The 13,264-nt window shown below is 61.9% G+C and carries 10 protein-coding genes and 1 pseudogene; 6 read left to right on the forward strand and 5 right to left on the reverse strand.

Translation table 11 applies throughout. The features are described 5' to 3' along the window. Positions 1 to 30: 30 nt before the first annotated feature. On the forward strand, positions 31 to 1,686 hold the full coding sequence (locus tag B0G69_RS23385; protein WP_121321446.1) for a bifunctional aspartate transaminase/aspartate 4-decarboxylase: 1,656 nt from the start codon (positions 31 to 33) through the stop codon (positions 1,684 to 1,686). A gap of 48 nt (positions 1,687 to 1,734) precedes the next feature. On the opposite strand, the pseudogene B0G69_RS42025 reads toward B0G69_RS23385, so the two are convergent. After that, positions 1,735 to 1,944: pseudogene (locus B0G69_RS42025) on the reverse strand (ABC transporter permease subunit); the annotation flags it as partial. Between the two features lie 172 nt (positions 1,945 to 2,116). Between B0G69_RS42025 and B0G69_RS40710 the strand changes: the two are divergent. The 5 genes from B0G69_RS40710 to B0G69_RS23410 all read left to right on the forward strand — a co-directional run bounded on the left by B0G69_RS40710 (position 2,117) and on the right by B0G69_RS23410 (position 6,348). Further along, on the forward strand, positions 2,117 to 2,359 hold the full coding sequence (locus B0G69_RS40710; RefSeq protein ID WP_147440762.1) for a hypothetical protein: 243 nt from the start codon (positions 2,117 to 2,119) through the stop codon (positions 2,357 to 2,359). A 193-nt stretch (positions 2,360 to 2,552) separates the two neighbouring features. Further along, the gene (locus B0G69_RS23395) at positions 2,553 to 3,308 is read left to right on the forward strand and encodes an SDR family NAD(P)-dependent oxidoreductase (protein WP_121321448.1); all 756 of its coding nucleotides are present in this window, start codon (positions 2,553 to 2,555) and stop codon (positions 3,306 to 3,308) included. Between the two features lie 18 nt (positions 3,309 to 3,326). Continuing rightward, positions 3,327 to 3,614, forward strand: coding sequence for a CmcJ/NvfI family oxidoreductase (locus tag B0G69_RS23400; protein WP_241991448.1), 288 nt, complete (start codon positions 3,327 to 3,329; stop codon positions 3,612 to 3,614). A 192-nt stretch (positions 3,615 to 3,806) separates the two neighbouring features. After that, entirely contained in the window at positions 3,807 to 4,778 is a 972-nt protein-coding gene (locus B0G69_RS23405; protein WP_121323842.1) for an aliphatic sulfonate ABC transporter substrate-binding protein, read from the forward strand. Between the two features lie 439 nt (positions 4,779 to 5,217). Beyond that, positions 5,218 to 6,348 carry a hybrid sensor histidine kinase/response regulator gene (locus B0G69_RS23410; RefSeq protein ID WP_121323843.1) on the forward strand — a complete coding sequence of 377 codons (1,131 nt, stop codon included), beginning with the start codon at positions 5,218 to 5,220 and terminating at the stop codon, positions 6,346 to 6,348. A gap of 42 nt (positions 6,349 to 6,390) precedes the next feature. Here B0G69_RS23410 and B0G69_RS23415 read toward each other — a convergent pair whose 3' ends face one another. The 4 genes from B0G69_RS23415 to B0G69_RS23430 all read right to left on the reverse strand — a co-directional run bounded on the left by B0G69_RS23415 (position 6,391) and on the right by B0G69_RS23430 (position 13,199). Next, positions 6,391 to 8,943: a hybrid sensor histidine kinase/response regulator gene (locus tag B0G69_RS23415; protein WP_121321450.1), complete on the reverse strand. Its 2,553-nt coding sequence runs from the start codon at positions 8,941 to 8,943 to the stop codon at positions 6,391 to 6,393. Between the two features lie 16 nt (positions 8,944 to 8,959). Continuing rightward, on the reverse strand, positions 8,960 to 10,186 hold the full coding sequence (locus tag B0G69_RS23420; RefSeq protein ID WP_199731323.1) for a hypothetical protein: 1,227 nt from the start codon (positions 10,184 to 10,186) through the stop codon (positions 8,960 to 8,962). 754 nt (positions 10,187 to 10,940) lie between these two features. Further along, positions 10,941 to 12,257 (reverse strand): phospholipase A, encoded by a 1,317-nt coding sequence (locus tag B0G69_RS23425; protein WP_121321452.1) that lies wholly within the window; start codon positions 12,255 to 12,257, stop codon positions 10,941 to 10,943. Between the two features lie 438 nt (positions 12,258 to 12,695). Then, positions 12,696 to 13,199 carry a hypothetical protein gene (locus B0G69_RS23430; RefSeq protein ID WP_121321454.1) on the reverse strand — a complete coding sequence of 168 codons (504 nt, stop codon included), beginning with the start codon at positions 13,197 to 13,199 and terminating at the stop codon, positions 12,696 to 12,698. Between the last annotated feature and the right edge of the window lie 65 nt (positions 13,200 to 13,264).

Here is a 13,264-nt window from a genome sequence, read left to right on the forward strand (position 1 = left end):
ATCCGGGAGACTTCATTTTGGAGAGCACAAATGAGCAAGCGGGAAAAGCAGGATGCCGGCAAGGCGGCGAAGCTGGCCGCACTCAGTCCATTCGAACTGAAAGACGAATTGATCAAGGCGGCCGGTGGCGGTGCGGTCGAGCGAGCGGCGAACCTCGCGATGCTCAACGCCGGGCGCGGCAATCCGAACTTTCTCGCGACCATTCCGCGCCATGGGTTCTGGCAACTCGGCCTCTTTGCGATGCGCGAATCGGAGCGCTCATTTGCGTTTATGCCGGAAGGCATCGGCGGGTTTCCGAAGCGCGAAGGCCTGACGGAACGCTTCGATCTGTTCCTGCGCGAGAACAAGGGCGTCGCGGGCATCGACTTCCTGCGCGGTGCGGTGTCGTATGTGCGCGATCAGCTGGGCTACTCGGCCGGCGACTTCCTGTATGAAATGTGCGAGGGGATTCTCGCGTCGAACTATCCGGTGCCCGACCGCATGCTCAAGCTGTCCGAACTGATCGTCGGGCAGTATCTGCGCCGCGAGATGATCGGCGATCAGCCGTTCATCGGCGAGTTCGACATCTTCGCGGTGGAAGGCGGCACGGCCGCGATGACGTACATCTTCAACACGATGCGCGAGAATCACCTGATCAAGCCGGGCGACACGATCGCGCTCGGCATGCCGATCTTCACGCCGTACATCGAGATTCCGCGTCTGAACGACTATCAGCTGAATGTCGTCAATCTCAATGCCGGCGTCGAGAACAACTGGCAATACTCGAACGAAGAACTCGACAAGCTGCGTGACCCGAAGGTGAAGGCGTTCTTCCTGGTGAATCCGAGCAACCCGCCCTCCGTGCGGATCAGCGACGAGAGCCTCAAATATATTGCCGACATCGTGAAAGAGCGGCCCGACCTGATCCTGCTCACCGACGACGTGTACGGCACCTTCGCCGACAACTTCGTGTCGCTGTTCGCGCTCGCACCGAAGAACACCATCCTCGTGTACTCGTATTCGAAGTATTTCGGCGCGACCGGCTGGCGTCTGGGGACCATCGCCACGCATCGCGACAACGTGCTCGACAGGCTGATCGCCGAGTTGCCGAAAGACGCGAAGAAGCAGTTGCACGAGCGTTACGAGTCGATCACGACCGAGCCGGACAAGCTCAAGTTCATCGACCGTCTCGTGGCCGACAGCCGCACCGTCGCGCTGAACCATACAGCGGGTTTGTCGACGCCTCAGCAGGTGCAGATGGTGCTGTTTTCGCTGTTCTCGCTGATGGACACGCCCGACGCCTACAAGAACGCGTTGAAGCGCCTGATCCGCAGCCGCAAGCGCGCGCTTTACGAAGAGGTCGGCATCTCGTTCGAGGACGACGACACGAATCAGGTGGACTACTACACGATTCTCGACCTGGAGTTCCTCGGCGAACGTGCGTATGGACGCGAGTTCGTCGACTGGCTCCTGAAGAATACGGAGCCGTCCGAATTGCTCTTCAGACTCGCACGGGAAGCGCGCGTGGTGCTCCTGCCGGGGCGCGGCTTCGGCACGGCGCATCCGTCCGGGCGCGTGTCGCTCGCGAACCTGAACGAGTCCGACTATCGGAAGATAGGCCGCGCCATTCGGGCATTGCTTGCCGACTATGTCGAGCGCTACAACGCCGCGGCTGGCAAGAAGCTCGACAAGGACAGGGTTCTGTAGCTCGTGAAGGACCGGGGGCGATACGGCCGCGCACGGCGGCACACCGGTCGCAAGCGTCGGCACGGCCGCGGGCAGCACCACGTGGACGATCCGCTGCCACGGGCTATAGCTGTACCCGCGCGCCACTTCTTCCAGCTCGTGAGGCGACTGGCGAAAACCCTGCAAGGTGTTGAGCGTGACGGGCGCCAGCGCCGCGTGGGGCACTCGTCGCAGTGCAGTGCTGACCGGAATCGAATATAGGAACGTGCCGCGGCGCACTCCGATAACGAATCCTCGGATCGTTATCGGCGTTTGTTCTTTACGCGATCACTATGGCCTTTTCCGGCTATCCACCCGTTCCGCGAAAACCATTCCACAAAAGCTTGTTTGTGATTCGCGGTCCTGCTGGCTAGATTGGTTTGCAGCGTATCGAATCGACGGAGCGTGCATCATGGCCAGCTCGGCGGCAGCTATCTGGGATGGATTCCGGCACCCGCGCACTTTTCTGCGGGATTGGGTCAGACACTCGTCGGCGGCGCGCTTGCGCTCGTACGAGGCGAGGATGGCGTCGGCGCGGGCAGGCAATTCGCCTGAGCGGCTTGAACGCATCGCGGCGTATGCACGTTGCGGCTACTTCCATACCGAGTACACGGCCGGCATGTTCGTGGTGCCGCTCGAAATTCCGCCCGAATGACGATCTGATTCCGACGCGTCATTGCGGCGATGCATTTCCCGCGATGCATTTCCCGCGATTCGTTTCCACGATTCTTTATTTCCCTCGCGCACGGCGATCGCCTACGCTGAGACGAAGGGCGACCCATGCCCATTGCCGCCACGCGCCGCGTGCCGCGGCCCGCTGCCCGCTGCCCGCTGCGATGGAGATTCCGATGACCGAGCCTCTTGAGTTGAAACGTGACCCCACGCGTCTCGCGTGGATAGCCGGTGTCGGCGCGAGCGGCGGACTCGGCGCCGCGCTCGCGCGCCGCTTCGCCCGCGAGGGCTTCACGGTCGGCGTGACCGGGCGCTCGCGCGAGCGGCTCGACGCGCTGGCCGGCGAAATTCGCGGCGCAGGCGGCCACGCGCTCGCATTGCCCGGCGATGTCACCAGCGAAAGCGATCTGGCCGCGATCACCCGGCAACTCGCCGACGCAGGCACCCTCGAAGTCGCCGTCTTCAACGCAGCCGGCGCGACTCGCGCTCCCACGCTCGAACTCACGCCGGCGCAGTTCGAAGCGGCTTGGCGTGTCACGACGTTCGGCGCTTTCCTGTTTGCCCGCGCGGCGCTGCAGCCGTTGCTGGAGAACGGGCGCGGCTCGCTGTTTTTTACCGGTGCGACCGCGTCGCTGCGGGGACGTCCTCCGTTTGCGGCATTTGCCTCGGCCAAGGCTGGCTTGCGTTCTCTCACGCAGAGTCTTGCGCGCGAATTCGGTCCGCGCAACATCCACGTCGCGCATGTGGTAGTGGATGGCGGCATCGACGGCGAGCGTCTGCGCGCTTCCGCGCCGCAGCGGGTTGCCGAGCGCGGCCCGGATAGCCTGCTCGATCCGGCGGATATCGCCGAGGCTTACTGGTATTTGCATCGTCAGGGACGCAGTGCGTGGTCGCAGGAAATCGATCTGCGGCCCTTCAATGAATCGTTTTAGCGTGATGGGGACGCGAACATGAGCGATATCGGCATCGATGCGCCTGCGTCGGCCGCGGCGATCGAAGCAGAGCTGAACTACCTCGAATTCAACGGCGAGACCTATGCGCTGGTGTTCAATCCGCGGCACCGCTGGTATTGCTTCCCGCACATGACGCCCGACGAATTCCTGCTGCTGAAAATCTACGATTGCGCGGGCGATTCGCTTGCGCGGCTCAGCGCGCATTCGGCATTCGACGATCCGACGTCCGCCGCGGATGCGCCGCCGCGCCGCAGCATCGAATTGCGCTCACTGCTGTTCTTCTGAGTTCCTGCGTGCAAAGCAGGCCGGCGTCGTTATGCCGTTGCCTGCTAAGCATAGAAAAAACGCTCGCTTATCCGTGCGATCCGGCATTGCTACGATCGAGGTCTTGTCGGATTGACCACACCGGAATTTCGAGCCGTGACATTTTCACTCTTTCGTTTGCTCGCCCGCGCGGCGTTGACTTCGGCGCTCGTCATGAGCGCCGCCCACGCACAAACCGCCGCTCATCCTCCGGCGCCGGTGAAACTGCGGATCGGCTATCAGAAGTCGTCGACGCTCATCACGATCCTTAAAGCGCGCGGCTCGCTCGAGCAGGCGCTGGCGCCGCTCGGCGTGACCATCAGCTGGAACGAGTTCGCGAGCGGCTTGCCGCTGACCGAAGCGCTCAATGCGGACGCGGTCGACTTCAGTGCCGATGTCGCCGATACCGTGCCGGTGTTCGCCCAGGCCGCGCATGCGCGGTTCGTGTATGTCGCGCAGGAAGCGCCGTCGCCGGGCGCTCAGGCGATCATCGTGAAGCGCGACGGGCCGCTACATACGCTTGCCGATCTGAAGGACCGGCGCATCGCGGTGACCAAGGCGGCGGGCAGCCATTATCTGCTGCTGGCCGCGCTCGCCAAAGCGGGCCTGACGCCGGCCGACATGCATATCAGCTATCTGACGCCCGCCGATGGACGGGCCGCGTTCGAACGCGGCAGCGTGGACGCGTGGATTACGTGGGACCCATACGTCGCGTCGGTCGATAAGGCGCCCGACGTGCGCATTCTCGCCAATGGCGAAGGTCTCGCGTCGTATCAACGGTACTACCTCGCGTCGAGCAGTTTCGCCGCGGCGCACCCGGATGTGATCAGCACGGTTTTTGCGCAGTTGACGTCGGCGGGCGTGTGGGTTCGAGCCCATCCCGACGCCGCCGCCAAGCTGCTCGCGCCGGTCTGGGGGCTGGACGCGGCCACGATCGAACGTGCGAACGAACGCCGCAGTTACGCCGTGCGCGCCGTGGATGGGCAGAATTTCGGCGAGCAGCAAAAGATCGCCGACACGTTCTATCGCGCGGGTCTTCTGCCCGCGCCGGTCGATACGGCCACGGCCCTGCGCTGGAACTTCACGACGAAGCGGGCCGAAGCGGCGGGCGCTTCGACTACCGCATCCGCGTCGCCGGGGGGATAGGGGTCAATCCCGACACCGCGCGCTTCGCTTCAACGTGAACGCAAACGGGCAACAGCCTGAGCATTGAAAAGCCGCACATGAACCGCCGACTCCGGCGGTCGCAGCACGCCCTGCGTGCCTGCTCGAGGACTCACGAGCCGCAGCCTTTCCAAACCGGTCGCGCCGCGCTCCTGTCATCACACAACCCAACACGCATAGACACATTGAGCTGCTCGATGACGCTCAGTTGACGCTCGCGTTCACCGCGCGCGAGCATGCCCCGCATCGCATGGCGGTTCAGGCACAATGCGCAGGATTGCAGCGCAAATCGGACTGTGCGAATCAGCAACGGAAACCCTCAGGTGCTCAAGCTTTCGCTATGATCCGGGCGAACTTCGTTTTCATCACCCGCCAGGTTGCCTGCTTCAATTTTTACCTGCCGCGATCCGCCGAGAATGCAATGAGCGATACCACGCAGCCCCCGTTTTCCATCCTCTTCGTCGATGACGAGGAATTGTCGCGCAATCACTTCGCCCGCGCGATCCGCGCGGACTACTGCGTACACGTCGCGCAGAGCGCGGACGAGGCGATTGCCGTGCTGAGCGAGCACGGCGCCGAGATTGCCGTCCTCGTGACCGACTACCGCATGCCCGGCCGCGACGGCGACGACCTGCTGCGCCAGGTGGCGCAGGAATATCCGCAGATCGTGCGGATCCTCGTGACCGCGTACGCCGACAAGGACATGCTGTTGCAGACGGTCAATAACGGCGAGGTGTTCCGTATCCTCGAAAAACCGCTGCGCACGGAAAAGGTTCGGGAAGTCCTGCAACTGGCCATTGCACGCTACGCCGAGCGGGAAACCCGCCACCAGCGGCTCATGGCGATGGACGAGACACTGGCGTTCCTCGCGCACGAACTGAATACGCCGCTCGCGACGATCTCGCTGTTTGCGCGCTCCGTCGAAACCGACGTGGCCGAGCAATACGATCCGCAACGCCAGCAGGAGATCGGTCACGCGGCCAGATCGATGCTGAACAATGCACAGTATTGCCTCACGCTCATCTCGTCGTTCTGGGAGACGGTGCACAAAAGCGGCGGCCAGCAATCCGCGCAGGAGGGAGCCATTCGGGAGGTCAGGGCGACCCGCCTGATCGCGACGCTGCTCGACACCTATCCGTTCGTCGGGTCGCAGCGCGACTGGATACAGGTCGACGTGCGCGGCGATTTCGTGGTGCGCGCGATGCCCAATTGCGTGGCGCTCGTGCTGTCTTCGCTGCTGTCCAATGCGCTGCGCGCGCTCGAAGGCGCGGCGGCTCCCTCACTGCGCCTCGAAGTGGTGGACAGCCCCGAGCCCGAGATCCGCATGTGCGATAACGGCCCCGGCATTGCGCCGGAGATCAAGGCGCGGCTGCTGCTGGACCCCGTCACGACTTACGCGGGCGCGGGCGGTCACGGCATGGGCATGATCTTCTGCAACCGCATCATGCAGTCTTTTGGCGGCTGCCTGCGGATCGAGTCCACGCTCGGCGAGGGGACCACGGTCACCATGGGTTTTCCCCAACCGAAAGGGCGGCTGCAAGACGGCGACTAGTGAGGCGGCGCGCGCAGTCGGCTTTCTACTCGCGCCACCCCGTTAATCGCTCAACGCATCCCGATGATTGGGGCGTGCTTTGGCCGACGCATAATACTTCTGCAGCGCGTCGGCCGAACGCCCGCCCAACGTGCCGATGTGCGCGAGCCAGTCGGGCTCCGACGGCCATTCGCCGTCAATCACACGCGGATAGATTTGCCGCGCGAATCGATGCAGCGCCTTGGCGCCGATATTGCCGCTGACGCCTAGCAGGACGTGCAATGCGCTGTGCGTCGCCTTGATGTCGAGCGTTGCGACGGTGGTGGTGAGCCGTGCAATCAGCGAGCGAATCTGCTCGATGCCGTTGAGGAACGTTTCGTCGAGCAGATCGAGCGCGACCAGTTCTTCGAGGTGTTCCTCGTCGAGCAGATCGTCATCGGGGATGGGCGCAAGCTGGCCGGAAGACTCCGATGTTGCCGGCAGATCCTGCTGCGCCGATGCATGCGGCGCGTCCGATGCGCGTCGCAGCGCGAACTGTCTCGTCAGGCACGCGTAAAGCGAGCCCGCCTGCACGGGTTTGATCATGACTTCGTTCATGCCGGCGGCGAGACACGCCTGCACGGACTCGATGCCGGATTGGCCCGTCAATGCAATGATCGGCACCTGCGCATACGCGTCGGTGCGCGCGCGAATCGACGCGGCGGTTTCGACGCCGCTCATGCCCGGCATGTTGATGTCCATCAGGATCGCGTCGATCACGCCGTCCTCCTGCAAACAGGCCAGCACGGCCTGACCATGTTCCGCCTCGACGACGGTCGCCCCGCAGCGTTCCAGATACGCTTTGGAGACCAGGCGGCTGTAGGTGTCGTCGTCGGCGATCAGGATCGATTTGCCGGCGAAGCTGTCGGATCGCTGGCTCAGGTGGTGGCGGTTGCCGTTCTCGAAGAGTGCCTGCAACCCGCTGATCAATTCCTGCACGCTGGCCGACTTGCCGATGATTTCATCCATGCCGGCCCGCCGCGCTTGCACGCGCACCGCGTTGCCGGGCTCGGCCGTATAGGCGGCAATCAGCACGCTGCGGTTCGGACACGCGTGGTCGGCGCGAATCCGCTCAGTGGCGGCATAGCCGTCCAGCACCGGCATGCTGATGTCCATCAGCACGAGATCGTAGGGCGATGAGCGCCGCAGCGTCGTCAACGCGATCTCGCCGTTTTCCGCCTCGCTCACATAAGCGCCCGCCTTCGTCAACGCGCGACAGGTTCTTGCCCGCTGGCCGGCGTCGTCATCGACGATGAGAATGCGCTTGCCCTGGAAGACCGGCGCCGCGCGCTCGAAAATCTTGCGCTCGTAGTCGTCGGCTTCGTCCTTCGAGACGACCGGAAAGCGCAGCGCAAACTCCGTGAACCTGCCGAGCTCCGAGCGGCAGAAGATCGTGCCGCCGAACGCGCGCATCGCGCGCTGGCAATACGCAAGTCCCAGCCCCGTGCCGCCTGAATTGCCCGCCGTGCGAAACGGCTCGAACAGATGCGGCAGGATCTCGGGCGCAATGCCGGCGCCCGTGTCACGAACGATCACGGATGGCTTGTCGACGGTGAGCGTGAGCGTCGCGAGCGGATGCGCGGCGATGTGATAGAGCGCGTTCTTGATCAGATTGAACAGCGTGAACAGGTAGACCGTTTCGTCGACCTTGAAGACGAAATCCTCCTTCACCACGAGGCTGACCTTGTCGCGCGCCTTGTCCTCGTCGAAGCCGTATTCTTCCAGCGCCTTGCGCGTGGTGGCCGCCGCATTCAGATAGACCAGGCGGTCCGCGCGGATGGACTTTGCGCTGACTTCGTCGAGCGTCATGGCGATGATGCGCAGGCCGCGCTCGATCGACAACTGCCCTTGGGCGAGATGACCATACAGCGAGGCCGCATTCTCGTGCGACAAGGCTGGCGCGCGACTGGATTCCGAGGCGACGGGCAGCGCTTCTTCCACGCGATCCAGAACGTGCCGCAACTGGCTCAGAGGATTGCGCATTTCATGCGCGATGGAACCTGCGAGCGCCTGGAGCGCGCGGTTCTTTTCGACGAAGATGCGTCCTTTGCTGATCGCGTGACTGAAGGCCATGCTGCACAGAACGACCACCGGCATCACCGCGAGATTCGACTTGTCGTCCGCCGCAAGCACGATCGGCTCCGGCGAGGAGATGACCGCCGCCAGCGTGCCGGACAGCGCGCCAATGCCGATACACGCGATCAGCAAAAGCGGATTGTCGATACAAAGCGCCAGAATGAAGATCATCATCACTTCGGTCATCATCCACATCGTGGAGAATGAATTCCTGACCGTAAGGAATGTGCAAACGAATGGCAATACGTAGATCAGCGCGCAATGCCAGTAAATCAGCAGGTAATGATTAAACCGCTTTGGCCAGTACGTCTGGAAAAGCAATGGAATACAGATGACCGCCGCGCTCAACCGGAGCAGAAGATTGTCGTATGGCTGCGGCAGGATATAGGTCCACACGACGTAATAGATGGGGTGGCACAGGAGGCCGAGTGCGCCCCCCCATCGAATTGCAAACCTGCTTCGTTCAAGCATATCCCGCATGCTTTCGCGCGATATCGCCATCAGGCCTCCGTTGATTTTACGGCCCCATCAGTTCAGGGTCGCTGCGTTGTTGTGTTTCGAGGCTGATCGGCGAGCCGTTTTTCCCGTGGAAAGGACCGACCGAAAACCCGTACTTCTTCAAGAGACCGTGAGTATAAGAGACCGACCACACGGGCGGGCTGCCGATGATGAAATCGGACGCAATGCCTTCCTGCCAGGCCGAGTAGCCTTCGGCGAAGCAGGTATAGCAGTCGCGCGCGGACGGCAGCCTGAACGGGAAGGTGGTGTCGAGTCCGGCGGGACCACGGGCGAAGCACTCAATATATAGCGTCTGGCCGCGTGACGCGAGTTCGGCCTCGACGCTCGCCGCCCGGGGATGGGAGTCGTCGATCCAGAACTGCGCGCGTCTGAGGTCGGACGCGGTGAGGTAGGGCACGCTGGTGCTGCTCGCGAGGATCGCGCCGTCGAACTGCGGCAGTGGCGTATCCGGGCTGAAGGTGTGCACCGACACGCGCGACTTGCCCAGCAGGTCCGACGCCAGCAGTTCTTTGGCCTGTTCGGTGAGCAGATTCAGCTTGTCCGGCAGGTCGATCAGGACCAGCTCTTTCGGGGCATCCCTGTAAAGCAGATACTTGGCCACCGTCGTGCCGAGCCGTCCGGCCGCACCGAAAAGGGCGAGCCTGGTGTTGCCGAATTCGAGGTCGAGTTCGTTGCAGCAATGGATCGCCCAGTCCTTCAGCATCGCCGCGGTGGCCGCGTGGCCCGTGGTGATGTGGGGCGGCTTCGTATGGCGCGGCAGGGCGCCATAGTTGCACGCGTAGGGCGTGGACGCGCCCATCGCCACCATGTTCAGCCCTGCTTGCCGCGCCAGTTCCAGAGCCGGAAAAAATTGCGTCTCCCGGAACCGCTTGATGCCGCGCGGGCTGCCAAGCCACATTTCGAGCGGCACCGGACAGGCGATATTCGCTCCGATGACCTGGGATCCGGAATAGATCGGCGATGCAATAAAAGGCTTGGTATTCCAAAGCTCCTCTTCAAATGATGCGTTTCGATGCTTGACATTGTGAAAAGAAAATGAAAGCGTATCCCAATCCGTAGCGTGAAACAAAAAACCCACTCCGCCATGACCCCCGGGCAGGTTATCCCGGATCTGTTCCGGGTGGATCGTGTGTTTGAGTGCCAGCGGTGCACAATTCAGATGGAAATTCAGACCGGCGTGCTGTTCGGAATTAGTCGACACTTCCTTGAGAACAGAAGTTTTCATTGGTTTTCCCTAATGTTGAAATGACGCTGCAAAATCAGCGGAATGTCGCCGGTCAGGATTGACGGGCAACCCTTCAACTCTAGAGAAAAGTGCTGTTGTGTGCCCGTCTGTTCGTTCACAGAGCATTGAGTCCGGCGTTCAGTGAGTTTGCGCGTCGGAGTTGTTGTCGGTGGACCGGCAAGCGGAGATGAATTGACTAGGAACGGGGTGGCGGGGCATGTCGAGGCCCGGTTTTTTGACATGCTCGTGGGCAATAGCGCCATGCCTTCGATGCAAATGGCATCGCACCCGAGCGGAATAAATGACCGAACGTTAACGCGCAACCCGCCGCGCGAGCCTGTGTGGTGGAACTCGCGATTGCGGGGGCTTGGGCGTAGCGCGGTTCAGGGGCGTTCGTCTCACACCGTCACTGCTCACCCTGGCCGCCGCTATGAAATTATCCGTCCCACTTTCGGATTCACGCTGCCTCGCACTCGAGCTGGCGGTCTCCACATTGGCCTGCAAGCGGTCGGCGCATGCGGCTCCGACGTCAGCGCGCAAGCCACGAGGGCAGGCGCCGCGAACGCCGCCGTGACTGACGCCGAGACCGACTCAGTGAACCGCCGATTATGTTTCTTTTGATTGGCATCCCTATCAATACGAAAGGCCGCTTCATCGAGCGGCCTTTCTTTCGCATAGCCATGCACGTGTGGCCGAAACCGAAGCCGGTCAACTGCGTTTCTCTACTGACAGAACGCTCTCATTCACCCGCTCACTACCGTGTGATGCTATACCCGATTCGCGCAATCCACCGATGCTGGTTGTAGTCGAGAATATCCTCGCCATAACCCGTGAAGAACCCGACCCACAGATAGCCACCCCAGGCGCTATTGATCAGCTTCGCCAACGGGTAGGTGAACTGCGTATCGATACTCCCCTTGGTGGACTTCGTGCCTTTTCTCAACGTGGCGGCCAGTTGCCAGCCATCGGTACTGCCGTACTTGAGCAATAGATCCACGTAGCCGCGGTAGTCCGCGATATCGTGGTTCTCTCCCGCAATATGCACGTAGTAATAGAACTTCGGCGACACGGTCAGATGGTTGGCATTCAGGTCGCCGAATTCCCACGTGGGGCGCACGAATAAAATGTCGATGCCACGCGATTCCGGACCGTCGCGGCCATTCGATTCGTGACCGTAGCCGGCCATCAGGCCCATCTTGCTGAATAGCGAGCTCTTCCAACCCGTGTCGTCCAGAGAATAGAACAATTGAGGCATGTAGCTCGTGTCCCGGAAGGGCGCGGAGTACACGCCGAGATCCCACAACGAAGTTTGCGTGTACCCGAAGTACAGGTTGTCGACGAAACGTTTCGAGCGCGGGTCGTCCGGTATGACCATGCGGAACTTGAAGCTCAACTGAAACTTCGCGAGGTTCTCACCATTCGACCCATCGGCGAAATACATCGGTTCGAATGCGGAGAAACGGCTCAGGAAACTGGTCACCTCCGGCGAGGGTGCATTGGCGCGGGCGGGCGCCGGCGCGGGTGAAACAGGGAAGGCGCTCGCGGGCTGTTGCGCGATAGTCGACACCTGCCCCGGCGTGCCCGGTGCGCCCGCCGACTGAGCCAGTTCCGTCGTTTTGCCGGAGTTGGGCGGACGGGTGAGCATGACGAAAGAGGGCGAAGCATCGAGATCGGGAATATCGATCTTCATCGCGCCGCGAGCCCATTTGGGCCACGTGCCACTATAGCGGACCGCTTTGAGGTCGCCGGTTGCCAGCTTGATGTGATCGGGTGTGCCGCTATCGCGAGTGAGCGTCAACGGAGTCGGTATGACGTCGATGTTGCTAACGGCGACTTTCAATTGGGCGGGAACGTTGTATTCCGAGCCGTCCGGCTGATCACCGGAATAGAGAATCGTGACTTCGAGTGGGGCACTGGAGAGCGCCTCGCGCGGCGGGCGCAGGACCGCAACGCCGGCAAAGCTGGTCGCCGGATAGCACAACACCAGCGCGCTTATTCCTAGAGATAATCCGGGCACATATGAGTGTTTGCCGCCGACGATGACCTTGCGGCGTTTCCTTACTCGAAACATCAATCCATTCCACACATGGAACTCCCATTGATCTACGAATACAGGTTGCAGTGAGACGATAGCGTTAAAGCGGACCGTTGGGTAAAAAAAAACGAGGCATGTGTTATCGATGACAGAAGCGCCCGCGCATGCTGGTGAGAGGCTCTCCTGCATTTCAAATGCCAGTAGTCCAAAGTTCTCGTGCGGCGATGTGTTTTTTGCGGCGTCCGTCGATCGATTGATCGGTGTCTTCTCCGGGCGTGCGTACTCGCTGATTCTGCCAGCCGGATTGATGAATTGCGCAAGCGGAAAAAATTGCGCGGAACTTCTTCTACCGAACCGCAAGGGTGCGCTATTGAATCTGATCGCCGTTGCATTTCTGCAACGAACGAATGGTGGGATGTCCTTTGAGGATCGCCAGTGCGAGCGTCGGGTCGACAGGCGCTTCAGTCGACATCGTCACCGCTTCTTCGGGGGCGCCGCGTTTTGCAGAGGGTTGAAGCCGGAACCCGCCTGAGTATTGCGACCGGCGCGAGATGGCTTCGCTTTCTTGTTCGACGTAGCGCGTGTCCCTGCCAGTTGTTCAAGCAGTTCGGACTCCGGGGCATCGTCGTTCCCGATTGGCGGGGCCGCAGAGCGTTTGCGCGGCTTGCCGGTAGCGCGTCTGTCGTCGCTGCTGACCGGCCGTGCAGTTTCCTTCGCCGCTCCGACGATATGGTCGATCACAGCCGCGTAATCCTGATCGACATTGTCGAGTGCCTTGCCGGGCATCATGACCGAGACCACGACTTCCGGCAACGAGCGTTGGTCATTCGCACGCGAGTCGGAACGAGTCTCCCATCGGGTCCCGGCGAGCGAGGCAATCACACGTTCCAGCACCGCGGGCGACAATATCCCGCCATCGTACAGGCTCAATATCAGCCGTTCGGCGACGGCGAAGAGCGGGTCGGGGCGTGAGGGCATACACGCTTCTCCAGAGGATGGCTGTCACAGTCCCGCTCGGCATTTCCGCCGCTTTGAACGGCGGC

Source organism: Paraburkholderia sp. RAU2J (genome assembly GCF_003634845.1).
Lineage (GTDB): Bacteria > Pseudomonadota > Gammaproteobacteria > Burkholderiales > Burkholderiaceae > Paraburkholderia > Paraburkholderia fynbosensis.